The sequence below is a fragment of the Saccharothrix algeriensis genome (assembly GCF_016907655.1).
Lineage (GTDB): Bacteria > Actinomycetota > Actinomycetes > Mycobacteriales > Pseudonocardiaceae > Actinosynnema > Actinosynnema algeriense.
Map to the genome: position 1 here is coordinate 4,488,385 of NZ_JAFBCL010000001.1, position 21,588 is coordinate 4,509,972.

Annotated in this window: 19 protein-coding genes and 2 pseudogenes; 13 read left to right on the top strand and 8 right to left on the bottom strand. The window is 75.1% G+C overall.

Features of this window, described 5'->3' with window-relative positions; translation table 11 throughout:
* Positions 1 to 39: 39 nt before the first annotated feature.
* On the bottom strand, positions 40 to 426 hold the full coding sequence (paaI, locus tag JOE68_RS20535; RefSeq protein ID WP_239562300.1) for a hydroxyphenylacetyl-CoA thioesterase PaaI: 387 nt from the start codon (positions 424 to 426) through the stop codon (positions 40 to 42).
* A 133-nt stretch (positions 427 to 559) separates the two neighbouring features.
* On the bottom strand, positions 560 to 1,918 hold the full coding sequence (locus JOE68_RS20540; RefSeq protein ID WP_204843919.1) for a cellulose binding domain-containing protein: 1,359 nt from the start codon (positions 1,916 to 1,918) through the stop codon (positions 560 to 562).
* A 208-nt stretch (positions 1,919 to 2,126) separates the two neighbouring features.
* Between JOE68_RS20540 and JOE68_RS20545 the strand changes: the two genes are divergently transcribed.
* Entirely contained in the window at positions 2,127 to 3,137 is a 1,011-nt protein-coding gene (locus JOE68_RS20545; RefSeq protein ID WP_204843920.1) for a methionine synthase, read from the top strand.
* Positions 3,138 to 3,219: 82 nt separating this feature from the next.
* Positions 3,220 to 5,070 (top strand): glycoside hydrolase family 9 protein, encoded by a 1,851-nt coding sequence (locus JOE68_RS20550; protein ID WP_204843921.1) that lies wholly within the window; start codon positions 3,220 to 3,222, stop codon positions 5,068 to 5,070.
* A gap of 6 nt (positions 5,071 to 5,076) precedes the next feature.
* Here the strand turns inward: JOE68_RS20550 and JOE68_RS20555 are convergent, their stop codons facing one another.
* Together JOE68_RS20555 and JOE68_RS20560 are read right to left on the bottom strand one after the other, a co-directional pair.
* A complete protein-coding gene (locus JOE68_RS20555; RefSeq protein WP_204843922.1) occupies positions 5,077 to 5,583 on the bottom strand; it encodes a GNAT family N-acetyltransferase in 507 nt (168 codons plus the stop codon).
* Between the two features lie 9 nt (positions 5,584 to 5,592).
* Positions 5,593 to 6,498 carry a LysR family transcriptional regulator gene (locus JOE68_RS20560; protein WP_204843923.1) on the bottom strand — a complete coding sequence of 302 codons (906 nt, stop codon included), beginning with the start codon at positions 6,496 to 6,498 and terminating at the stop codon, positions 5,593 to 5,595.
* A 72-nt stretch (positions 6,499 to 6,570) separates the two neighbouring features.
* On the opposite strand from JOE68_RS20560, the gene JOE68_RS20565 reads away from it, so the two are divergent.
* Genes JOE68_RS20565 through JOE68_RS20575 form a run of 3 tightly spaced genes read left to right on the top strand, consistent with a single transcriptional unit; the run spans position 6,571 to position 9,855 of the window.
* Positions 6,571 to 7,200 carry a succinate dehydrogenase cytochrome b subunit gene (locus tag JOE68_RS20565; RefSeq protein WP_307819781.1) on the top strand — a complete coding sequence of 210 codons (630 nt, stop codon included), beginning with the start codon at positions 6,571 to 6,573 and terminating at the stop codon, positions 7,198 to 7,200.
* Between the two features lies 1 nt (position 7,201).
* Positions 7,202 to 9,112 carry a fumarate reductase/succinate dehydrogenase flavoprotein subunit gene (locus tag JOE68_RS20570; protein WP_204843925.1) on the top strand — a complete coding sequence of 637 codons (1,911 nt, stop codon included), beginning with the start codon at positions 7,202 to 7,204 and terminating at the stop codon, positions 9,110 to 9,112.
* Positions 9,109 to 9,855 (top strand): succinate dehydrogenase/fumarate reductase iron-sulfur subunit, encoded by a 747-nt coding sequence (locus JOE68_RS20575; protein ID WP_204843926.1) that lies wholly within the window; start codon positions 9,109 to 9,111, stop codon positions 9,853 to 9,855. The genes JOE68_RS20570 and JOE68_RS20575 overlap by 4 nt, the downstream gene beginning before the upstream one ends.
* Here the strand turns inward: JOE68_RS20575 and JOE68_RS20580 are convergent.
* Entirely contained in the window at positions 9,831 to 10,619 is a 789-nt protein-coding gene (locus JOE68_RS20580; RefSeq protein ID WP_307819782.1) for a YeiH family protein, read from the bottom strand. The two genes, JOE68_RS20575 and JOE68_RS20580, sit on opposite strands and share 25 nt — an antisense overlap.
* A gap of 70 nt (positions 10,620 to 10,689) precedes the next feature.
* On the opposite strand from JOE68_RS20580, the gene JOE68_RS20585 reads away from it, so the two are divergent.
* The 3 genes and pseudogenes from JOE68_RS20585 to ligA all read left to right on the top strand — a co-directional run.
* Complete coding sequence (locus JOE68_RS20585; RefSeq protein WP_204843927.1) at positions 10,690 to 11,571, top strand: LysR family transcriptional regulator; 882 nt, start codon at positions 10,690 to 10,692, stop codon at positions 11,569 to 11,571.
* 8 nt (positions 11,572 to 11,579) lie between these two features.
* On the top strand, positions 11,580 to 12,227 hold the full coding sequence (locus JOE68_RS20590; protein ID WP_204843928.1) for a hypothetical protein: 648 nt from the start codon (positions 11,580 to 11,582) through the stop codon (positions 12,225 to 12,227).
* A gap of 31 nt (positions 12,228 to 12,258) precedes the next feature.
* Positions 12,259 to 14,370, top strand: a pseudogene (gene ligA, locus JOE68_RS20595) (NAD-dependent DNA ligase LigA); the annotation flags it as partial.
* A 1,019-nt stretch (positions 14,371 to 15,389) separates the two neighbouring features.
* Here ligA and JOE68_RS32515 read toward each other — a convergent pair.
* Together JOE68_RS32515 and JOE68_RS20605 are read right to left on the bottom strand one after the other, a co-directional pair.
* Positions 15,390 to 15,590: pseudogene (locus tag JOE68_RS32515) on the bottom strand (GTP-binding protein); the annotation flags it as partial.
* A 144-nt stretch (positions 15,591 to 15,734) separates the two neighbouring features.
* A complete protein-coding gene (locus tag JOE68_RS20605; RefSeq protein ID WP_204843929.1) occupies positions 15,735 to 16,154 on the bottom strand; it encodes a phosphatase domain-containing protein in 420 nt (139 codons plus the stop codon).
* A gap of 96 nt (positions 16,155 to 16,250) precedes the next feature.
* Between JOE68_RS20605 and JOE68_RS20610 the strand changes: the two genes are divergently transcribed.
* The gene (locus tag JOE68_RS20610; RefSeq protein WP_204843930.1) at positions 16,251 to 16,976 is read left to right on the top strand and encodes a 3-keto-5-aminohexanoate cleavage protein; all 726 of its coding nucleotides are present in this window, start codon (positions 16,251 to 16,253) and stop codon (positions 16,974 to 16,976) included.
* 88 nt (positions 16,977 to 17,064) lie between these two features.
* Here JOE68_RS20610 and JOE68_RS20615 read toward each other — a convergent pair whose 3' ends face one another.
* Positions 17,065 to 17,718: an ACT domain-containing protein gene (locus tag JOE68_RS20615; protein WP_204843931.1), complete on the bottom strand. Its 654-nt coding sequence runs from the start codon at positions 17,716 to 17,718 to the stop codon at positions 17,065 to 17,067.
* Between the two features lie 222 nt (positions 17,719 to 17,940).
* Here JOE68_RS20615 and gatC point away from each other — a divergent pair, with 222 nt between their 5' ends.
* From gatC to gatB, 4 genes are read left to right on the top strand one after another with little or no spacing between them, the layout of a single operon-like run.
* A complete protein-coding gene (gene gatC / locus JOE68_RS20620; RefSeq protein ID WP_204843932.1) occupies positions 17,941 to 18,240 on the top strand; it encodes an Asp-tRNA(Asn)/Glu-tRNA(Gln) amidotransferase subunit GatC in 300 nt (99 codons plus the stop codon).
* Positions 18,241 to 18,274: 34 nt separating this feature from the next.
* Entirely contained in the window at positions 18,275 to 19,774 is a 1,500-nt protein-coding gene (gene gatA / locus JOE68_RS20625) for an Asp-tRNA(Asn)/Glu-tRNA(Gln) amidotransferase subunit GatA (protein ID WP_204843933.1), read from the top strand.
* Complete coding sequence (locus JOE68_RS20630; RefSeq protein WP_204843934.1) at positions 19,771 to 19,962, top strand: hypothetical protein; 192 nt, start codon at positions 19,771 to 19,773, stop codon at positions 19,960 to 19,962. The genes gatA and JOE68_RS20630 overlap by 4 nt, the downstream gene beginning before the upstream one ends.
* Positions 19,959 to 21,461, top strand: a complete 1,503-nt coding sequence (gatB, locus tag JOE68_RS20635; RefSeq protein ID WP_204843935.1) for an Asp-tRNA(Asn)/Glu-tRNA(Gln) amidotransferase subunit GatB — start codon at positions 19,959 to 19,961, stop codon at positions 21,459 to 21,461. The genes JOE68_RS20630 and gatB overlap by 4 nt, the downstream gene beginning before the upstream one ends.
* The last annotated feature ends 127 nt before the right edge of the window (positions 21,462 to 21,588 follow it).

Below are 21,588 nucleotides of genomic sequence, written 5' to 3' on the forward strand. Positions count from 1 at the left end.
CACCCCGGCCGCGCGCCTCGTGCTCCGCTTGAGGCCGCCTCAGCCCTTCAGCGTCCGGCTCCGACCGCGGAACTCGGCCACGACCTCCTCACCGCGCCGCACGGTGACGTCGTAGATCCCGCTGCGCCCGAACCGGACCCGCTCCACGGCCGAGGCGACCAGCTCCTCGCCCACCCGCACCGGGGCGATGAAGTCGATCTCCGCCCCGGCGGCCACCGTGACCGACCCGGCGCGGTTGCAGGCGCAGGCGAACGCGGTGTCGGCGAGCAGGAACAGGTACCCGCCGTGCGTGATCCCGTGCCCGTTGACCATGCGCTCGGTGACGGTCATGGCGAGCGTGGCGGAACCGTCGGCCAGCGCCAGCGCCCTGATGCCGAGCGCGGTTGACGCGGCATCGTTGGCGAGCATCCCCTCGGGTCCGTCCATGGTGCGCACCCTAGGGGGTCCGGCCCCCGGCCCGAAGCGCTCCCACGACGCCGCCCGCCGGGCGAACGGCAGCGGGGGTGGCGCCGGACGTCCGGCGCCACCCCCGCCGCTTGCAGGGATCACCTCGCAGGGATCACGCCGTGAAGCCCTTGAAGATGTTCGTGAATTCGTACTGGCCCTGGGAGATGCTGCTGCACGTCGGCGAGATGCCGCCGCCGGGGCAGGAGCCGTTGTCCCGGCCGACCGACCAGAAGCCCAGCAGGCCGATCTTGTTGGCGTTCGCCCACGCGACCAGCTTGTTGGCGTGCGCCTGGGTGAAGACCTTGCCGTTGAAGTTGCGGCCGATCATCGGGGTCACGCCGAGCAGGCGCTTGAGCTCCGCGTCGGACTTGGCCGGCCAGATCGCCTTCATCTGCCGCAGCGAGCTCTCCGCCGCCGCGATCACCGCGTCGCCCCAGTCGGCCCGCGAGGAGCCGAACTCCATGGTCATCGGGTTCACCAGCACGGTCAGGCCCTTGGCCGCCGCGTTCTGCAGGATCTGCACCGAGTACGGGTCCATGCCGTAGTCGTCGCCCTGCACCCGCATCGTGTAGCTGATCGACGTCCCGCGCTCGGTCTGGAGCTTCTTCAGCGCCGTGTTGACCATGTCGTGCGGGATGGAGGCTTCGACGTCCACGTCGAGGTGGTTGCTGCCGACCGCGTCCAGCACCTTCTTGTACGCGCCGGCCAGGGCGTCGGCCGTGGAGCAGGTGTACTCCAGGTACGGCCCGGCCGCGCCGCCGGTCGCCACGATCACGTCGCCGCCCAGCGCCTTGAGCGCCTTGACGTCGTTGATGATCCGGCTGTCGTTGAGCGGGATCGTGCCGCCCCACGAGGGGTTGCAGCCGGAGCTGTCGGCCAGCGCGAAGGCCAGCGTGAACACCTTCTGGCCGGTCGCGCGGGCCACCGACTCCAGGGACGGGGTCGGCATCGTGATGTCCACGTACGGCGCGGACTTGATGCTGCCCGGGGGCGGGGTCGTGGTGGACGTGCTGGTGCTGGTCGACGTGCTGGTGGTGGTCGTCGTGGTCGTGGTGGTCGTCGTGGTGGTGCTGCCGGCGCACGGCTGGCCGTTGAGCTTGCAGTTCGTCGGCAGGCCGGTGCCGTTGACCAGGAACCCGAAGGAGGCCGACGCGCCGGCCGCGAGGCTGCCGTTGTACTCGCGGTTGGTGAACGTGTGGTGGTTGCCGGAGCTGGTCAGCGCGGCGTCCCAGTAGGAGCCCGGCTTCGTGCCCGCGGGCAGGTCGAACTCCAGCTTCCACCCGGTCAGCGCCGTGCTGCCGGCGGTGATGGTGTACTTGCCCTGGTAGCCCGATCCCCAGGACGAGTCCTGGGTGAACAGGGCCGTGGGCGTCGCCGCGGCGCCCGCCGGGGCCGCCAGCAGCAGGCCGGCTGTGACCGCCGCTGCGACTCCGGCCGCCAGTGCGGCCAGTCCTTTGCGCTTGTTCGACATCGCACTTGCTCCCGTGGCAGGGGGACGGGGGTGGTGGAAGTGGTGCGGGAGCGCGGGGCGCGGCACGCCCCCACACCACGTCGCGTGCGGCGCCGCCACAACTGACAGCACCGACACAGTGACGGTAGGTGGCCTAGACCACTTCGTCAATGGGTCTAGACCTTTTCCGGTCGAGCCGGGTGGGAACCGGGGGTGGGACACTGTGCCCGTGGATGCTGCCCCCTGGTCCGCCGGCGCCGCGACCGGCATCGGCTCGCTGCCCGGAACCGACCCGCTGGAGGCCGCGCGCGTCGTCCTCGGCGAACTGCCCGACCTCCCCCACCTGCCCGAGCTGCCCGCGCGCGGCGTCGGCGCCGACCTCCTCGGCCGCACCGCCGCGCTGCTGGTCGACCTGCCGGTGGAGGTCGTGCCCTCCGGCTACCGCACCGCCGCGCACCCCGGGCGGGACCACCGCCGGGCGGTGGACCTGCTGCGCCGCGACCTCGACGCGTTCGAGGAGGCGGCCGACGGCCGGGCGCCGGAGGTGGTCAAGGTCCAGGCCGCCGGGCCGTGGACGCTGACCGCCGGCGTCGAGCTGGCGCGCGGGCACCGGGTGCTGACCGACCGGGGCGCGCTGCGGGAGTTCGCCGAGTCGCTGACCGAGGGCCTGGCCCGGCACGTGGCCGAGGTGGCGAAGCGGACCGGCGCGCGGGTGCTGGTCCAGCTCGACGAGCCGAGCCTGCCCGCAGTGCTGCGCGGGCTGCTGCCCACGCCGTCCAAGCTGGGCACGGTGGCCGCGGTCCCCGGGCCCGACGCGCGGGCGCTGCTGCAGTCGGTGATCGAGGGCGTCGGCGCGGACGTGGTCGTGCACTGCTGCGCGCCCCGGCCGCCGATCACGCTGCTGCGCGAGGCGGGCGCGAAGGCGGTCGCGTTCGACGTGGCGGTGCTCGACCCGCAGCTGTGGGACGAGGTCGGCGAGGCTTGGGAGGAGCGCACGGCGCTGTGGCTGGGCGTGACGCCGAGCGTCGACCCCGGCCGCCCGGTGGAGCTGCGCGAGGTGGCCCGGCCCGCGCTGGACCTGGTCGACCGCCTCGGCTTCCCGCGCTCGGTCCTGGGCGCGCACGCCGTGCCGACGCCGGCGTGCGGGCTGGCCGGCGCGACCGCGGCCTGGGCGCGGCGGGCGCTGGCGCTGACCCGCGACGCGGGCCGGGCGTTCGTCGAACCGCCCGAGGGCTGGTGACCGGTCCGGCCGGCGGCTAGTCTCCCCTCATTAGGGAAGGTTCTTTACTTAGGCCACCGCCGCCGGCCGGAGCGGAGGTTCCATGGGGTTCCCACGACGGGCGCTGGCGCTCGTCCTGGTCGGCTCGCTGTCGGTGGTCCCGGTCGCGCCCGCGCAGGCGGCGCCGGCCGGGCAGGTGCGGGTGGACCAGGTCGGCTACGGCACGTTCGAGCCGAAGCGGGCCTACCTGATGACGCCCGCGCCGGTGGGCGGCCGGTTCGCGGTGGTCGACGCGCGGGGCCGCACCGCGTTCTCCGGCCGGGTCGGCGGGTCGCTGGGCGCCTGGAGCGCGGGGTACGGCGCGGTGCAGCCGATCGACTTCACCGGCCTGGTCCGGGCGGGCGCCTACCGGATCAGGGCGGGCGGCGCGACCTCGCCGCCGTTCCGGGTCGGCGAGGGCCTGTTCACGGCGGTCGCCGACCGGACCGTGGAGTTCTTCCAGGCGCAGCGGGACGGGGCCGACGTCGTCCCGGGGCGGCTGGGCCGCGCGCCCGCCCACCTGGCCGACCGCTCCGCGACCGTCTACGACACCCCGGTGTTCCGCGGTGACGGCGGCGACGAACTGGCCGAACCGCTCAAGCCCACCGGGGACACCGTGGACGTGGAGGGCGGCTGGTTCGACGCGGGCGACTTCGTCAAGTTCACGCACGCCTCGGCCTACGCGACGGCCGCGATGCTGTTCGCGCAGCGCGACCGGCCGGACCCGGCGCTGGCCGCCGAGACCCGGTTCGGGCTGCGCTGGCTGGACAAGGTCTGGGACGCCGACCGCGGGGTCCTCCACGCGCAGGTCGGCATCGGCACCGGCAGCCCCGAGCACGGCTTCCTGGGCGACCACGACGTGTGGCGGCTGCCGGAGGACGACGACCGGCTCGACGTGCGGCCGGGGGACGCGAAGTACTTCATCAAGCACCGCCCCGTGTTCCGGGCCAACGCGCCGGGGGAGCGGATCAGCCCCAACCTGGTCGGCCGGGTCACCGCGTCGTTCGCGCTGGCGGCGCAGGTCGAGGCCCGGCGCGACCCCGGGCTGGCGCGCTCCCTGCTGGCGCGGGCGGCGGCGCTGTTCGAGCTGGCCGAGACCTCGGACGTCGGCGAGCTGGTGACGGCGTTCCCGCACGCCTACTACCCCGAGGACTCGTGGACCGACGACCTGGAGTTCGGCGCGACCCAGCTCGCGCTGGCGGGCCGGGCGCTGGGCGACCCGCGCGCCCCGGGGTGGGCGCGGACCGCGACGCACTGGGCCGCCGCCTACCTGGCCGGCGGTGACCGCGACACGCTCAACGTCTACGACACCAGCGCGCCGGCCCACCACGACCTGGTGCGGCTGCTGCGCACGGGCGTGCCCGGCGCGGAGGTGACGGAGGCGCAGCTGGTCGGCGACCTGCGGCGGCAGCTCCGGTCCGGTGTGGACAGCGCGGCGGGCAGCCCCTTCCGCACGGCGGCGAGCGTGACGTCGTTCGACGTGGCGACCCGCAGCTTCGGCTTCGCGGCCACCGCGCGGCTGTACCGCGCGCTGACCGGCGACCGCTCGTTCGACGCCTTCGGCGTGCAGCAGCGCAACTTCGCGCTCGGCGCGAACGCCTGGGGCACCACGCTGGTCATCGGCGTGGGCAGCACGTTCCCGCGGTGCCCGCACCACCAGGCGGCCAACCTGTCCGGCGACCCGGACGGCGGGCGCCGCGTCCTGGTGGGCGGGGTGGTCAACGGGCCCAACGCGGCGGAGCTGTTCGACGGCCTCGGCGAGATGCCCGAGGGCGCCGTCCCGTGCGCGAACCCCCACCCCGGGCGGTTCGACTCGGCGACGTCGCGGTTCGTGGACGAGCTGACGTCGTGGCCCAGCTCGGAGCCGGCCATCGACTTCACCGCGACGGCGGTGTTGGCGTTCTCCCTGGCCTAGCGGGCCTCACAGCCGCTCGAACGGCTCCGCGTACCGGAAGCGCCCGCGCAGGTCCGGGCGGTGGGAGTGCAGGGTCCGCACCTGGAAGTACCGGCCCCACTCCGGGTCCGGGGACACGACCCCGCACTCCCGCGCCGGGCGGAAGCCGAAGCGCGCGTAGTACTCCGGGTCGCCCAGCAGGGCCACCAGCGGCTCGTCGAGGGCGTCGGCCGCGCCGAGCACGGCGTGCACCAGGGCCTTCCCGACGCCGCGCCGCTGGTGGTCCGGCCGCACGCCGAGCGGCCCGAGGCCCAGGGCGGGCGCGCCCCCCACGGTGGCCCGCGTGCACACCACGTGCCCGACGACCGCGCCGGAGGGGTCCTCGGCGACCAGCGACAGGGCGGGGATCCAGCCCGCGTCGGCCCGCAGCTCGGTCACCAGCCGGGCTTCGCCGCCGGGCCGGGCGGCGAACGCGGCCTCGGTGACGTCGGTGATCGCCTGCACGTCCTCGGGTGTCTCGCGTCTGATCAGCACCGGGGAAGCCTACGGCGTGGCCAGGTGCACGCCCGAGGGCATTTCCGCGCCGCGCAGGAAGGCCAGCAGGACGTTGCGGAACGCCCGCGCGGCGTTGGTCGGCGCCACGTCCGCCCGGTGCGCCAGGCCCACCGTGCGGGTGGTGCTCGGCGCGAGCGGGGTGCCGTGCAGGGACCGCGCCGCCAGGACCGTGCTGGGCACGATCGCCACGCCCAGGCCGACCTCCACGAACCGCAGCACGGCGTCCATCTCCCCGCCCTCCACCGCGAACTGCGGCTCGAAGCCCGCGCCCCGGCACGCCGCCAGCGTCGTCTCCCGCAGGTCGTAGCCGGGTCGGAACATCACCAGCGGGTGCTGCTCCAGGTCGGTCAGGCGCAGCCGGTCCACGCCCAGCGGCCGGGCGGAGGCGACGACCAGCTCCTCGCGCAGGACCGGCGCGACGGTCAGGGCGCGGTGGGCGTCGCTCGGCGACACGATGACCAGCGCCAGGTCCAGGTCGCCCGCCTCCAGCGCCCGCACCAGGTCCCGCGACCCGCCTTCGGTGACCGACACCCGGATGCCGGGGTGCGCGTCGTGGTAGCGCTTGATGACGTCGGCGAACAGGCTGCCGCACAGGCTCGGGGTCGCGCCGACCCGCACCCGGCCGCGCCGGAGCCCGACCAGCTCGGCCACCTCCAGCCGCGCGGTGTCCACATCGGACAGGATGCGGCCGGCCACCGGCAGCAGCGCCTCGCCCGCCGGGGTGAGGGTGACGTTGCCGCGCGCCCGGCTGAACAGCTCCGCCCCCAGCTCCCGCTCCAGCGCCCGGATCTGCTGGGACAGCGAGGGCTGCGCCACACGCACCTCCTCGGCGGCCCTGGTGAAGTGCCGCGTCCTGGCCACTGCCAGGAAGTACGCCAGCTGCTGGAGGGTCATAGGCCCAGGCTATCGTCAAGCAACCCACGATGTATTGGACGACTCGTCACACCGGTTCCTAGCGTCGGAGCCGTGGACACGATCCGGCTCTACCGCAGCACGATCGGCAAGAAGGCCGTCATGGCGGTCACCGGGGCCGTGCTGCTCCTCTACGTCGTCGCGCACATGGTCGGCAACCTGTCGATCTTCGCCGGGCCGGGCGCGCTCGACGCCTACGGCCGGTGGCTGCGCGGCACCGGGGTGCTCTGGCCGGTGCGCATCGGCCTGCTGGCGTGCGTCGGGCTGCACTTCACCGCCGCCTACCAGCTCACCGCGCGGGCCCGCCGCGCCCGCGGCCGGTACGAGCACCGGCGGCCCGTGCAGGGCTCCTACGCCGCGCGCACGATGCGGTGGGGCGGCGTGGTCATCGCGCTGTTCGTCGTCTACCACCTGCTGGACCTGACCGTCGGGGTGCTCAACCCCAACGGCGTCCCCGGCGCGATCCACGCCAACGTCGTGGCGGACTTCCAGCACTGGTACGTGGTGCTGGCCTACGCGGTGGCCGTGGTCGCGCTGGGCCTGCACATCCGGCACGGCCTGTGGAGCGCCACCCGGACCCTCGGCGTCACCACCTCCCGCGTCGTCGGGCTCGGCGCGGCGGTCGTGATCTGCGCCGGGTTCCTCTCCGTCCCCTTCGCCGTCTTCACCGGATTGGTGAGCTGACATGCCGTTCCACACCGAAGGCCCCCCGATCTCCGACCGGCGCGCGCCGGCCGGCCCCGTCGAGTCCCGCTGGGACCGCAGGAGGTTCACCGCCCGCCTGGTCAACCCGGCGAACCGGCGCAACCGCACCGTCATCGTCGTCGGCACGGGCCTGGCGGGCGGTTCGGCCGCCGCGACCCTGGGCGAACTCGGGTACCGGGTCAAGTCGTTCTGCTACCAGGACAGCCCGCGCCGCGCGCACAGCATCGCCGCGCAGGGCGGCATCAACGCCGCCAAGAACTACCGCAACGACGGCGACAGCGTGCACCGCCTGTTCCACGACACGGTCAAGGGCGGCGACTTCCGGTCGCGCGAGTCCAACGTCCACCGCCTCGCGCAGATCAGCGTCGAGATCATCGACCAGTGCGTGGCGCAGGGCGTGCCGTTCGCCCGCGAGTACGGCGGCCTGCTGGACACCAGGTCCTTCGGCGGAGCGCAGGTCTCGCGCACCTTCTACGCCCGGGGCCAGACCGGGCAGCAGCTGCTGCTGGGCGCCTACCAGGCGCTGGAGCGCCAGGTCCGCGCCGGGCGGGTCGAGGTGCACCCGCGCACGGAGATGCTGGACCTGGTCGTGGTGGACGGCCGGGCGCGCGGCGTGGTCGTGCGGGACCTGGTGACGGGCGCGGTGTCGACGCACTTCGCCGACGCGGTCGTGCTGGCGACCGGCGGCTACGGCAACGTGTTCCACCTGTCCACCAACGCCAAGGGCTGCAACGCCACCGCGATCTGGCGCGCCCACCGCCGCGGCGCGCTGTTCGCGAACCCGTGCTTCACGCAGATCCACCCCACGTGCATCCCGATCAGCGGCGACCACCAGTCGAAGCTGACGCTGATGAGCGAGTCGCTGCGCAACGACGGCCGGGTGTGGGTGCCGGTGGACCCCCGGGACACCCGCGGGCCCGGCGACGTCCCGGAAGCCGAGCGCGACTACTTCCTGGAGCGCATGTACCCCAGCTTCGGCAACCTGGTGCCGCGCGACATCGCCTCCCGCGCGGCCAAGAACATCTCCGACGAGAAGCGCGGGGTCTACCTGGACTTCGCCGACGCCATCGCCCGCCTGGGCGCGCCCGTCGTGGCGGAGCGCTACGGCAACCTGTTCGAGATGTACCAGCGCATCACCGGCGACGACCCCTACCGGGCGCCGATGCGCATCTACCCGGCCGTGCACTACACGATGGGCGGCCTGTGGGTGGACTACGACCTGCGGTCCAACATCCCCGGCCTCTACGTCATCGGGGAGGCCAACTTCTCCGACCACGGCGCGAACCGGCTCGGCGCCAGCGCCCTGATGCAGGGCCTGGCCGACGGCTACTTCGTGCTGCCCGGCGTGATCGGCGACTACCTGGCCGACGCGCCCTTCGAGCCCCTGGCGGAGGACCACCCGGCGGTCGCGGACGTGGTGTCCGAGGTGCGCGGCCGGGTGAAGGGCCTGCTGGCGGTGGACGGCGACCGCACGGTCGAGTCGTTCCACCGCGAGCTGGGCCGCCTGATGTGGGACCGGTGCGGCATGGAGCGCAGCGGGGCCGGCCTGCGCGAGGCGCTGGAGCGCATCCCCGAGCTGCGCGAGGAGTTCTGGCGCCGGGTGAAGGTGCCCGGCACGGGCGCGCGGCTCAACCAGGAGCTGGAGAAGGCCGGCCGGGTCGCCGACTTCTTCGAGCTGGCCGAGCTGATGTGCGTCGACGCCCTGCACCGCGAGGAGTCGTGCGGCGGCCACTTCCGCACCGAGAGCCAGACCCCCGACGGCGAGGCGCAGCGCGACGACGCCCGGTTCTCCTACGTCGCGGCGTGGGAGTTCACCGGCGCGGAACCCGTGCTGCACAAGGAAGAGCTGGTCTTCGAGCACGTCCAGCCGAGCACCCGGAGCTACGCGTGAGACTGACCCTGCGGATCTGGCGGCAGAGCGGCCCGACCGGGCGGCTGGTGGACTACCCGCTGGACGGCCTGTCGCCGGACATGTCGTTCCTGGAAGCGCTGGACGTGCTCAACGAGCGGCTGGTGCTCGCCGGCGAGGAGCCGGTGGCGTTCGACCACGACTGCCGCGAGGGCATCTGCGGCGCGTGCGGCGTGATGATCAACGGCGTCGCGCACGGGCCGCAGAAGGCGACCACGGCGTGCCAGCTGCACCTGCGGCACTTCCGGGACGGCGACGTGCTGACCGTGGAGCCGTGGCGCGCCGAGCCGTTCCCGGTGCTGCGGGACCTGGTGGTGGACCGCTCGGCGCTCGACCGGATCGTGGCCGCCGGCGGTTACGTCAGCGCGCCGACGGGCAGCGCGCCGGACGCCCACGCCACGCCCGTGCCGAAACCGGACGCCGACACGGCGTTCGAGGCGGCGGCGTGCATCGGCTGCGGCGCCTGCGTCGCGGCCTGCCCCAACGGCTCGGCGATGCTGTTCACCGCCGCGAAGGCCACCCACCTCGGCGTGCTGCCGCAGGGGCAGCCCGAGCGGTACTCGCGGGCCCGCGACATGGTGGCCGAGCACGACGCGGCGGGGTTCGGCGGCTGCACCAACACGGGGGAGTGCACCGCGGTGTGCCCCAAGGGCATCCCGCTGACCACCATCACCCGGCTCAACGCCGACCTGCTGCGCGCTCACACCAGCCGCAGCGACAGGTAGCCCACCGAGCACACCAGCAGCGTCGCCAGCAGGCCCAGCAGCAGCGCGCGCGGTCCGGTCGCGAGCAGGGAGCGCGGCCGGACCGCCGTGCCCAGGCCGAACATGGCCGCCGTGAACAGCGCCGTGGTCAGCACCCGGGACCAGTCCACCGCGGCGCCCGGCAGCAGGTCCGCCGACCGGACCGCGACCATCGCCAGGAACCCCAGCAGGAACAGCGGGACCAGCGGCCCGCGCCGCCGGTTCACGCCCGCCGCGATCGGCGCGAGCAGCGCCACCCGGCTCAGCTTGACCGCCATGGCCGTCGCCAGGCCCGCCGGCGACGCGGCGGCGGCCACCTGCGCCACCTCGTGCACGCTGAGCCCGATCCACTCCGGCGACGCGCCCAGCAGCGGCAGGACCACCATGGTGAGGGTGCCGAACAGCGTCACCAGGGCGATCCCGGTCGCGACGTGCTCCTCGTCCCGCTCGGTCGCCACGGCCGCGATCGCCGACGCGCCGCAGATCGAGAAGCCGCTGGCCACCAGCACGCACAGCCCGCGCGGCAGCCCCAGGCGCCCGCCGAGCCACAGCGTGCCGCAGAACGTCACCCCGACCGTGACCACCGCGGCCACCAGGATCCCCGGCCCCAGGTCGACCAGCTGCGGCAGCGACAGCTGCAGCCCGAGCAGCACCACCCCGGCGCGCAGCAGCTTGCGGGTGAGCGGCGCCAGGTCCGGCAACCGCCCGCCCACCAGGACTCCCAGGACCAGCGCAGCGATCAGCACACTGCCAGCGTGGGGCGCGCCGGCGCGCCCCGGTAGCCGGCCGCGGGCGATGAAGTCATACCCTCGGGCTATGACCGAGCTGCCCGACCTGGACTCCCTGCGCCTGCTGGTGCTGGTGGGGGAGACGGGCAGCCTCGGCCGGGCCGCGCAGGAGCTGGGCGTGGCGCAGCCGTCGGCGAGCAAGCGGCTGACCACCCTGGAGCGCCGCCTGGGCCTGGTGCTGGTCGACCGCGGCCGGCGCGGCTCGGTGCTGACCCCGGCGGGCGTGGTCGTCACCGAGCGGGCGCGGCGCGTGCTCGACGAGGTGTCCGGGCTGCTGGCGGGCGCGCGGGCGCTGCGCACCTCCCGCGAGGCGCAGCTGCGCGTGGCGGCCAGCATGACCGTCGCCGAGCACCTCGCGCCGAGCTGGATCGGCGAGCTGCGCCGCACCCGCCCCGACCTGCACGTGGGCCTGCGGGTCACCAACTCCGAGACCGTGCTGGGGCTGGTGCGCGAGGGCGCGGTCGACCTCGGGTTCGTGGAGGCGTGCGGCCCGCTGCGCGGCCTGTCCACCCGCAGGGTCGCCGTGGACCGGCTCGCCGTGGTGGTGCCGCCGGGGCACCGCTGGGCCCGCCGGCCGGTCACCGCCGCCGAACTCGCCCGCACCCCCCTGGTGGTCCGCGAACGCGGCTCGGGCACCCGCGACACCCTCGACCGCGCGCTGCCCGACGCCTGCCCGCCCGCCCTGGAGCTGGGCTCCACGACGGCCGTGCGCGGCGCGGTGGTCGCGGGCGTCGCGCCGGCGGTGCTCAGCGTGCTGGCGGTCGCCCTGGACCTGGCCGACGGGCGGCTGGTGGAGGTCCCGGTGGCCGGGCTGGACCTGCGCCGCGTGCTGCGGGCGGTGTGGCCGGGCGGGCGGCGGCTGGTGGGCCCGGCGGCGGAGCTGCTCGCGATCGCGGTCCGGCGTAGTTGAATGGGGCCATGAGCTGGTTCCGCCGACGCACCGAGCCCGCACCGCCGCCCGCGCGCCGGTCCGACCCGGAGCGGGCGGCCGAGTTCTGGCGGCGGTGGGCGGAGCTGCTGCCCGAGGTGAGCGCGGCGCTGGGCGACGGCGAGCCGCACCGGGTGGAGAACCGGCTGTGCGAGCTGGTCGCCGACCTCCACCCGGACCTGCACTTCTCCCTCGAACGCGGCCACCGCGCGATCTACGCGCTGGTCGTCAGCGGCCAGGAGGACCCGCGCCTGCGCCCCTGCACCGACGCGTGGGCCGCCGCCGCCCCTCCGGAGGACATGATCTGGGAGTACCACGACTCGGTGCCGCCGGTGCCCGACCCGACCGGGGTGACGGTCAACCTGGGCGCGCGGCGCCTGCGGCTGGCCGACGTGCGGGTGGTCGCCCGGGTCGCCGACGGCCTGGTGGACGTGGCCGTGTTCCACCCGCTGTTCCCCGAGCTGGACGAGCGGCAGCGCCGGACCATGACGTTCCTGCCGCTGGACGCCACGCTGGGTGAGCGGCTGGCGGGCGAGCGGCTCGGCCGCGTCGAGACGGCCGCCGCCGAGCCGGCGGGCGCCTTCGGCCTGCTGGAGCTGCGCGAACTCGTCCGGGGGCTGTCCGGGGATCGGGCCTGAGATCGTCGTGGTGGCCGGCTAGGCTCCACCCGTGACCGCCAGCGATTCACCCGAGCAGACCAACGGCGCCGCGCAGGGCGTGGAGGACGTGCCCGCCGCCGCGCGGGAGCGGCACGCGGCCCTCGCGGAGGAGGTGCGCGGCCACCAGTTCCGCTACTACGTCCTGGACGCGCCGACGATCAGCGACGGCGAGTTCGACGCGCTGCTGCGCCAGCTGGAGGCGCTGGAGGCCGAGCACCCGGGCCTGGCGACGCCCGACTCGCCCACCCAGCTCGTCGGCGGCACGTTCTCCACCGAGTTCCGGGCCGTGGACCACCTGGAGCGGATGCTCAGCCTGGACAACGCGTTCTCCCGCGACGAGCTGCGCGCGTGGGTCGAGCGGGTGGAGAAGGAGGTCGGTGCGGGCGTGCACTACCTCTGCGAGCTGAAGATCGACGGCCTGGCCGTCAACCTGCTCTACCGGCACGGCCGCCTGGAGCGGGCGCTGACCAGGGGCGACGGGCGCACCGGGGAGGACGTGACGCTCAACGCCCGGACCCTGGGCGACGTGCCCGAGGTGCTGACCGGCACCGCCGAGCACCCGGTGCCCGAGCTGGTGGAGGTGCGCGGCGAGGTGTTCTTCGCCGTGGAGGACTTCCTGGAGCTCAACGCGAAGCTGGTCGAGGCGGGCAAGCCGCCGTTCGCCAACCCGCGCAACACGGCGGCGGGCTCGCTGCGCCAGAAGGACCCGAGGGTCACCGCGTCGCGGCGGCTGCGGCTGATCTGCCACGGGCTGGGCAAGCGGGAGGGCTTCGAGCTGACCCGGCAGTCCGAGGCGTACCGGGCGCTGCGGGCGTGGGGCCTGCCGGTGTCGGAGCACACGCGGGTGCTCACGACGTTCGAGGAGATCGACGCGCACGTCGCGCACTGGGGCGCGCACCGGCACGACGCGCTGCACGAGATCGACGGCGTGGTGGTGAAGGTCGACGAGGTGTCGCTGCAGCGCAGGCTCGGCTCGACCTCCCGCGCGCCGCGCTGGGCGATCGCGTTCAAGTACCCGCCGGAGGAGGCGACGACCACCCTGCTCGACATCAAGGTGCAGGTGGGCCGCACCGGCCGGGTGACGCCGTTCGCGGTGATGGAGCCGGTGAAGGTGGCCGGCTCCACGGTCGCCCGCGCGACCCTGCACAACGCGAGCGAGGTCAGGCGCAAGGGCGTGCTGATCGGCGACCGCATCGTGATCCGCAAGGCGGGTGACGTGATCCCGGAGGTGCTGGGCCCGGTGGTCGACGCCCGCCCGGCCGACGCGCGCGAGTTCGAGATGCCCGCGTCCTGCCCGGAGTGCGGCCACGCGCTGCGCCCGATGAAGGAGGGCGACGTCGACATCCGGTGCCCCAACGCCCGGGGGTGCCCGGGGCAGCTGCGGGAGCGCCTGGCCTACCTGGCGTCGCGGTCGGCGCTGGACGTCGAGGTGCTGGGCTACGAGGCCGCGGCGGCGCTGGTCGACTCCCCGGTGTACGGCGACGAGGGCGACCTGTTCGCGCTGGACGCGGCGAAGCTGGCCGAGGTCGACCTGTTCCGCACCCTCGCGGGCGAGCTGACGGCGAACGCGGTGAAGCTGCTGGACAACCTGGAGGCGGTCAAGCGGCGGCCCCTGTGGCGGGTGCTGGTGGCGCTGTCGATCCGGCACGTGGGGCCGACGGCGGCCCGCGCCCTGGCGCGGGAGTTCGGCAGCCTGGACCGGATCAGGTCGGCCTCGGAGGAGGAGCTGGCGGCGGCGGAGGGCGTGGGCCCGACCATCGCCGCGGCCGTCCGGGAGTGGGTGGGCACGCCGTGGCGGCAGGAGGTGGTGCGCAAGTGGGCCGAGGCGGGCGTGCGCACGGCCGAGGAGCGCGACGACTCGGTCCCGCGCACCCTGGAGGGCCTGTCCGTGGTGGTGACGGGGTCGCTGGAGGGCTTCTCGCGGGACGAGGCGAAGGAGGCGATCCTGTCGCGCGGCGGCAAGGCGGTGGGCTCGGTGTCGAAGAAGACGGCGTTCGTCGTCGTGGGCGACGCGCCGGGGTCCAAGGCGGACAAGGCGTTGCAGCTGCGGGTGCCGGTCCTGGACGAGGCGGGCTTCCGGGTCCTGCTCGAGCAGGGGCCGGAGGCGGCGACCTCGGTGGCCACCTTCGCGCCGGACGAGCCCGCCGCGGCCGACGAGCCCGGTGGGGCTGAAGCGCCCGCCGGGTCCGGGAAGCCGGCCGGGGCCGGGAAGTCCGCGGCGGGCAGGAAGACCGCCCGGGGCAGGAAGGCCGCCGCGGCGGAGGAACCGGGTGCGGTGGAGGAACCCGGTGCGGTGGACGGATCCGGTGCGGCGGACGGATCCGGTGCGGTCGGCAAGGCCGGTGCAGTGGGCGAGTCCGGTGCGGCGGACGAGTTCGGCGCGGTCGACAAGGCCGGTGCGGCGGACGGGGCCGACGCGCGGCCCGGCCCGCGCGACCCGGCGGCCGGCTAGCCCTCGCGCGCGCCCCGCAGGCCGGGCACGGGGGAGTGGTGGGAGAACGCGGTCTCCAGCACCCCCTCACCGCGCGTCAGGCCGGGCAGCCGCAGCCGGTGCACCCGGGCCGCCGGGATGCCGCCCTCCAGCACGCAGACCCCGTCCCGCACGACCGAGCCGCGCGGCGCCGCGGCCGGCCCCGCCGGGACCGGGGGCACCGCGGCGAGCACGTCGGCGGGCGCCTGCCTGCCGTGCACGCCGCCCCGCCGCAGGGTGTCGCGCACCGGCTCCTCCACCGCGGCGAAGAACGCGTGCGGCACCGAGCCCGCCTCCACCCCCAGCCGGACCCGCACCCCGCTCCCGGCGGGCGCCGGGTCGACGCGCAGCCCCACGGTCGCCAGGCGCGGGTTGTCGTCGGCCCCGATGACCGCGACGTCCTCGCCGCTGCCCACCGGGCGCTCCAGGCACAGGGCGGTGGTCTCCCGGAAGGTGACCGCCGGCCCCGCGTCGGCCGGCTCGGCCGCGATGACCTCCTTCTGCACCTCCCCGTACAGCGACACGGCGACCTCCCGCCGCCCGTCGTCCTGCCGCAGCTCGATCAGCGGGTCCTGCTCGGCCGGCCGGGTCGGTGCCGCGTGCAGCGTGCCCGCCTGCTCGGGGCGCTCGGGCACCACCCGGTCCGGGTCGGCGCCGGCCCGGTCGGTCGTGTCGCCCACGACGAACGGCACGACCACCGAGCGGATGGTGATGCCGCGCCGCTGCTCCAGCTCCAGCGAGTCGGTGCGCGTGGGCCCGTCGTCCACGCTGCCCACCGAGTCGATCACAGCGGCGGCGTGCAGCAGTCGTTCGGTCAGGCTGGTCTTACCGGCGTCGACGTGCGCCAGGATGCCGAGGCCGAGCGTTCGCACGGGCTGTCGCGTCCTCTGGGCAGGTGTGGGTGACCCCCCGGCGGGGCGGGACAGCTGCGCGCACGACCGCCTCCTCGGGTGGTGCGGGGAGGACCACTGGAGCAGTGGCCCGCCACGTCGCACCACCGGTTCCGCGGTTCCGGGTCAGCCGGGGAAGCGCCGGACCCACCGCTTCTGCCAGGGCGTTTCCACCGCGCGGTGGTGGTAGTGGGCCCTGGTCCAGGCGACCGCTTCACCCGAGGGGACGCCCGCCAGCACCGCCAGGCACGCGATGACCGTCCCGGTGCGCCCGACGCCGCCGCCGCAGGCGACCTCGACGTCCTCGCCCGCCGCCGCGCGGGCGTGCAGGCCGCGGACGGCGCGCACGGCGTCCTCGGTGGAGCGGGGCAGCAGGAAGTCGGGCCAGTCGACCCAGTCGTGCGGCCAGGCGAACTCGCGGCCGCGCCGCAGCCGGGAGCCGCCGAGGTAGAGCCCGTACGACGGCGCGTCGTCGGGGGAGGGGTTGCGCAGCCCGCGTCCGCGGACCGCGGTCCCGTCGGGCAGTTCGATAGCACCGGCCAACATCCGCCGATGCTAGCCGGCCCAGGACCACCTGCCCGGCGCGCCCCCGGACGGCTCCGGCCGCTCGCCGCGCCGCGCGCGCCGTGCGAGGCTGGTCCGGTGCTCCAGGTCTGCCTGAACGGTTCCCGCGAGCCCGGGAGCCACCCCGCGCTGCCGCTGTCCCCGCAGCGGCTGGCGGCCGACGCCGCCGCGCTGGCGGAACTCGGCGTCGCCCACTTCCACCTGCACCCGAGGGACGTGGTGGGCCGGGAGTCGCTGGCCGGCCCCGAGGTCGCGACCGCCGTCGCCGTGGTGCGCGCCGCCGTGCCGCGGGCCGAGCTGGGCGTCACGACCGCCGCGTGGGTCGAGCCGGACCCGCGCCGCCGCGCCGACCTGGTGCGCGGCTGGTCGGGCCTGTCCACCGGCTGCCCCGACGTGGCCTCGGTCAACGTCCACGAGGACGGCTGGCTCGACGTGGCGGGCGCGCTGCACGCCGCCGGGGTCGGCCTCGAACTGGGCGTCTTCCACGAGCGGGCCGCGCGCGCCCTGGTCGAGGCGGGCCTGCCGGCGGGCACGCGGCGCGTCCTGGCCGAGATCCGCCCCGCCGGCACGGTCGAGGAGGCGGCGGCCGTGCTCCGGCTGCTGGAGCCGCTGGGCGCGCCGGTCCTGCTGCACGGCGAGGACGATAGCACCTGGCCCGTGCTGGAGCTGGCCGCCCGGCTCGGCCTGGACACCCGCGTCGGGCTGGAGGACACCCTGCGCAACCCGGACGGCGCGGTGACCCGCGACAACGCCGAACTCGTCACCCACGCCCAGCGCGCCCTCCGCGCCCACGCCGCCGGCTGAGCCCGCCGCGCCGAGCCCGCCCCGCCGGCGCGACCCCGGTCGAACGCGGCGCGACCGCCGCCGCGACCGGCCCCGCGGGGCCGGTCGCTCAGTCCGGCAGCACCACCGACACGATCCCGGCCAGGTGCGCGAGCCGCGCCACCTCCGCCGCCCGGAACATCGGCCCGCCCGGCCGCCCCACCAGCAGCACCCGGTCCGGCTTGCCCAGCGGCGTGGCGGCCAGCTCGGTGCCCAGCTCGCGCCACGTCTCGGGCACCCAGTCCTCCTCGCCGTCGAGCACGGTGGCCCGCGCCAGCGGCATCCACGGCGGGTCCTCCAGCCGGGTCTCCGGCGCGGCCGTCGACGCCGTCACCCGGCGCGCGCCGGAGCTGTCGTGCGCCACCACCACGGCCCACCCGGCGCGGATGATCTTCGGCACGCCCTCGGTGAACACCTCCAGGCCGCGCGCGGGCTCCTCCGCGACCTCCTCCACCAGCTCCAGCTCGCGGTGGGTGTCCAGCACGCCCGCGTACGGGCGCACCGCGTCCACCTCGACCCCGTCGACGGACTCCGCGGCGGTGATCAGCACGTCCGGCAGCCGGCCGGAGGGCAGCTCCACCACCAGGTCGTCGATGGCCAGGCCGGCGCCGCGCTCCACCACGTCCACGCTCAGGATGTCGGCCCCGGTCTCACCGATCGCGGAGGCGACCGCGCCCAGGGCGCCGGGACGGTCCGGGAGCTGGACCCGGATCAGGAAGGACACGGTGCACGCCTCCAAGGGGCTGGGTTCGGGCTTTCCGGCCGATGATTCTCGCAGACGCGGCTTCGCTTTCCGATCCACCGGGCGCGTTGTCGGGCGGTAAAATCCCGCACCCCCGCGCGGGCGCGCCCCACCTCGGGCCCAACCCCGTCAAGACGCGCCCCGACCGGCCAATAGACTCGGCGGGTCCGAATTCCGAGAAAACGACCCACGGGGGTTGACGAGGTGCCGAGCATCTCCCGCGACGAGGTCGCCCACCTGGCCCGCCTGGCCAGGCTCGACGTCACCGACGACGAGCTGGACCTGTTCGCCGGCCAGCTGGACGTGATCCTCCAGTCGGTGGCCGCGGTGGGCGACATCGCCACCGCGGACATCCCGCCCACTTCGCACGCCGTCCCGCTGACCAACGTGTTCCGCGAGGACGTGGTGCGCCCCAGCCTCGGTCAGCAGCGGGCGCTGGCGGGCGCCCCCGCCGCCGAGGAGGGCCGCTTCCGCGTCCCCCGGATCCTGGGCGAGGAAGCATGAGCGCCGACGCCCTTCTCACCGCGGAGGCGGAATCATGAGCGAACTGATCCGCGACACCGCGGGCGAACTGGCCGCGAAGATCGCGCGCCGCGAGGTCTCCGCCGCAGAGGTCGCGCAGGCCCACCTCGACCGGATCGGCGAGGTCGACGGCTCGGTGCACGCGTTCCTGCACGTCGACGCCGAGGGCGCGCTCGCGGCGGCCCGCGCGGTCGACGAGGAGATCGCCGCCGGCCGGGCCGTCGGGCCGCTGGCCGGCGTCCCGCTGGCGCTCAAGGACGTGCTGACCACCGAGGGCGTGCCGACCACGTGCGGGTCGAAGATGCTCGCCGGCTGGGTGCCGCCCTACGACGCCACGGTCACCCGCAGGCTGCGCGAGGCCGGCGTCGTGATCCTGGGCAAGACCAACATGGACGAGTTCGCGATGGGCTCCTCCACCGAGAACTCGGCCTACGGCCCGACCCGCAACCCGTGGGACCTGGACCGCGTGCCCGGCGGCTCGGGCGGCGGCTCGTCGGCCGCGCTGGCCGCGTTCGAGGCGCCGCTGGCGATCGGCACGGACACCGGCGGCTCCATCCGCCAGCCCGCCGCCGTCACCGGCACGGTCGGCGTGAAGCCCACCTACGGCGGCGTGTCCCGCTACGGGCTGGTGGCGTTCTCCTCGTCGCTGGACCAGGCCGGGCCGTGCGCCCGCACGGTCCTGGACGCGGCGCTGCTGCACGAGGTCATCGCGGGCCACGACCCGCTGGACTCCACCTCCATCGACGCCCCCGTCCCGCCGGTCGTCGCGGCTGCCCGCGAGGGCGCGTCCGGCGACCTGGCCGGCGTGCGGGTCGGCGTGGTCTCCCAGCTGGGTGGCGACGGCTACCAGCCGGGCGTGCTGCGCTCGTTCGAGGCGGCTGTGGCGCACCTCGAGCAGTTGGGCGCGGAGGTCGTCGAGGTGTCGTGCCCCAGCTTCGACCACGCCCTGTCGGCCTACTACCTGATCGCGCCCAGCGAGGCGTCGTCGAACCTGGCCCGCTTCGACGCCATGCGCTACGGCGCCCGCCACGGCGACGACGGCACCCGCAGCGCCGAGGAGGTCATGGCCATCACCCGCGACCGCTGCTTCGGCCCGGAGGTCAAGCGGCGCATCATGATCGGCACCTACGCGCTGTCGTCGGGCTACTACGACGCCTACTACGGCTCGGCGCAGAAGGTCCGGACGCTGATCAAGCGCGACTTCCAGCAGGCGTTCGAACGGGTCGACGTGCTGGTCTCGCCGACGACGCCGACCACGGCGTTCCGCCTCGGCGAGCGCACCGACGACCCGCTGGCCATGTACAAGGCGGACCTGTGCACCGTCCCGGCGAGCATGGCGGGGATGCCCGCCATGAGCGTCCCGAGCGGACTGTCCGACGAGGACGGCCTGCCGGTCGGGTTGCAGCTCATGGCCCCGGCGCTGCAGGAGCACCGCCTGTACCGGGTCGCGGCGGCCTACGAGGCGACCCGCGGCACGGTCATCGCGGACGTCCCGGTCCTGGCGGGTGCGCGATGAGGACGGCACGCGCGGTGTTGGCCCTCGTGGGCGCGGTCGGCGCGGCGACCAGCGCGTTCTCCACGCTGAAGTCGGCCCGCGGCAAGAAGGACGGGCTGGCGCTCGTCAACGCGGTCGCGAGCATCCTGGTCGCGGTCACCGGCGCGGCGCTGGCCGTGCGCGGGCTCCGGAAGGGCGGTGCGGCATGACCTCCGTGGACGAGCTGATGGACTACACCGAGGTCCTGGAGCGGTTCGACCCGGTGCTGGGCCTGGAGGTGCACGTCGAGCTGCACACGGCCACGAAGATGTTCTGCGGGTGCGCCAACCGGTTCGGCGGCGAGCCCAACTCGCACGTCTGCCCCACCTGCCTGGGCCTGCCGGGCTCGCTGCCGGTGGTCAACGGCAAGGCGGTGGAGTCGGCGATCCGCATCGGGCTGGCGCTCAACTGCTCGATCGCCGAGTGGTGCCGGTTCGCCCGGAAGAACTACTTCTACCCGGACATGCCGAAGAACTTCCAGACCTCCCAGTACGACGAGCCGATCGCGTTCGACGGGTGGCTCGACGTCGAGCTGGACGACGGCGAGGTGGTGCGCGTGGAGATCGAGCGCGCCCACATGGAGGAGGACACCGGCAAGTCGCTGCACGTCGGCGGCGCGACCGGCCGCATCCACGGCGCCGAGCACTCGCTGCTGGACTACAACCGGGCGGGCGTGCCGCTGATCGAGATCGTCACCAAGCCGATCACCGGCACCGGCGCGCGCGCCCCGGAGGTGGCCCGCGCCTACGTGACGGCGCTGCGCGACCTGCTCAAGGCGCTGGACGTGTCCGACGTCCGGATGGACCAGGGCTCGCTGCGCTGCGACGCGAACGTGTCGCTGATGCCCAAGGGCGCCACCGCGTTCGGCACCCGCACCGAGACCAAGAACGTCAACTCGCTGCGCAGCGTCGAGCGGGCGGTGCGGTTCGAGATGACCCGGCAGGCGGCGGTGCTCGCCGCCGGCGGCGCGGTCACCCAGGAGACGCGCCACTTCGACGAGTCGACCGGCGGCACGTCCTCCGGCCGCACCAAGGAGACCGCGGAGGACTACCGGTACTTCCCGGAGCCCGACCTGGTGCCCGTCGCGCCGTCCCGGGACTGGGTGGAGCAGCTGCGCGGCACCCTGCCGGAGCTGCCGTGGGAGCGCCGCAAGCGGGTCCGGCGGGAGTGGGACCTGACCGACGCGGAGCTGCGCGACCTGGTCAACGCCGGCGCGGTGGACCTCGTGGCGGCCACGGTGGAGGCCGGCGCGACCCCGGCCGAGGCCCGTTCCTGGTGGGTGGCCTACCTGACCAAGGAGGCCAACGCGCGGGGCGTGGAGCTGGGCGAGCTGGCCGTCACCCCGGCGCAGATCGCGCGGATCATCGCCCTGGTCAACGCGGGCGAGCTGACCAACAAGCTGGCCCGCGAGGTCGTGACCGGCGTGCTGGCGGGCGAGGGCGAGCCGGAGGCCGTCGTCGAGGCCCGCGGCCTGAAGGTCGTCTCCGACGACTCGGCGCTGGAGAAGGCGGTGGACGAGGCGCTGGCGGCGCAGCCCGACGTGGCGGCCAAGATCCGCGACGGCAAGGTGGCGGCGGCGGGCGCGATCGTCGGCGCGGTCATGAAGGCGACGAAGGGGCAGGCGGACGCGAAGAAGGTGCGCGACCTGGTGATCGCCCGCTGCTCGTAGTCCCGAGCGCAGCCCCGCGCACGGCCCGCGCGGTCGTCCGGGGCGCACCGCGCAAGTCCGCGACGGGCCCGGCCACTCGGCCGGGCCCGTCGCGCGTCCGGGCCTGCCGTGACCCCCACCCGCCCGG

What these genes read in the sequence shown, in the direction of transcription:
- JOE68_RS20560 (WP_204843923.1), bottom strand. Translation starts at nt 6,498, where the DNA reads ATGACCCTCCAGCAGCTGGCGTACTTCCTGGCAGTGGCCAGGACGCGG.
- gatA (WP_204843933.1), top strand. Translation starts at nt 18,275, where the DNA reads ATGAGCGAACTGATCCGCGACACCGCGGGCGAACTGGCCGCGAAGATC.
- paaI (WP_239562300.1), bottom strand. Translation starts at nt 426, where the DNA reads ATGGACGGACCCGAGGGGATGCTCGCCAACGATGCCGCGTCAACCGCG.
- JOE68_RS20570 (WP_204843925.1), top strand. Translation starts at nt 7,202, where the DNA reads ATGCCGTTCCACACCGAAGGCCCCCCGATCTCCGACCGGCGCGCGCCG.
- JOE68_RS20540 (WP_204843919.1), bottom strand. Translation starts at nt 1,918, where the DNA reads ATGTCGAACAAGCGCAAAGGACTGGCCGCACTGGCGGCCGGAGTCGCA.
- JOE68_RS20590 (WP_204843928.1), top strand. Translation starts at nt 11,580, where the DNA reads ATGAGCTGGTTCCGCCGACGCACCGAGCCCGCACCGCCGCCCGCGCGC.
- JOE68_RS20630 (WP_204843934.1), top strand. Translation starts at nt 19,771, where the DNA reads ATGAGGACGGCACGCGCGGTGTTGGCCCTCGTGGGCGCGGTCGGCGCG.
- JOE68_RS20605 (WP_204843929.1), bottom strand. Translation starts at nt 16,154, where the DNA reads ATGTTGGCCGGTGCTATCGAACTGCCCGACGGGACCGCGGTCCGCGGA.
- JOE68_RS20585 (WP_204843927.1), top strand. Translation starts at nt 10,690, where the DNA reads ATGACCGAGCTGCCCGACCTGGACTCCCTGCGCCTGCTGGTGCTGGTG.
- JOE68_RS20550 (WP_204843921.1), top strand. Translation starts at nt 3,220, where the DNA reads ATGGGGTTCCCACGACGGGCGCTGGCGCTCGTCCTGGTCGGCTCGCTG.
- gatB (WP_204843935.1), top strand. Translation starts at nt 19,959, where the DNA reads ATGACCTCCGTGGACGAGCTGATGGACTACACCGAGGTCCTGGAGCGG.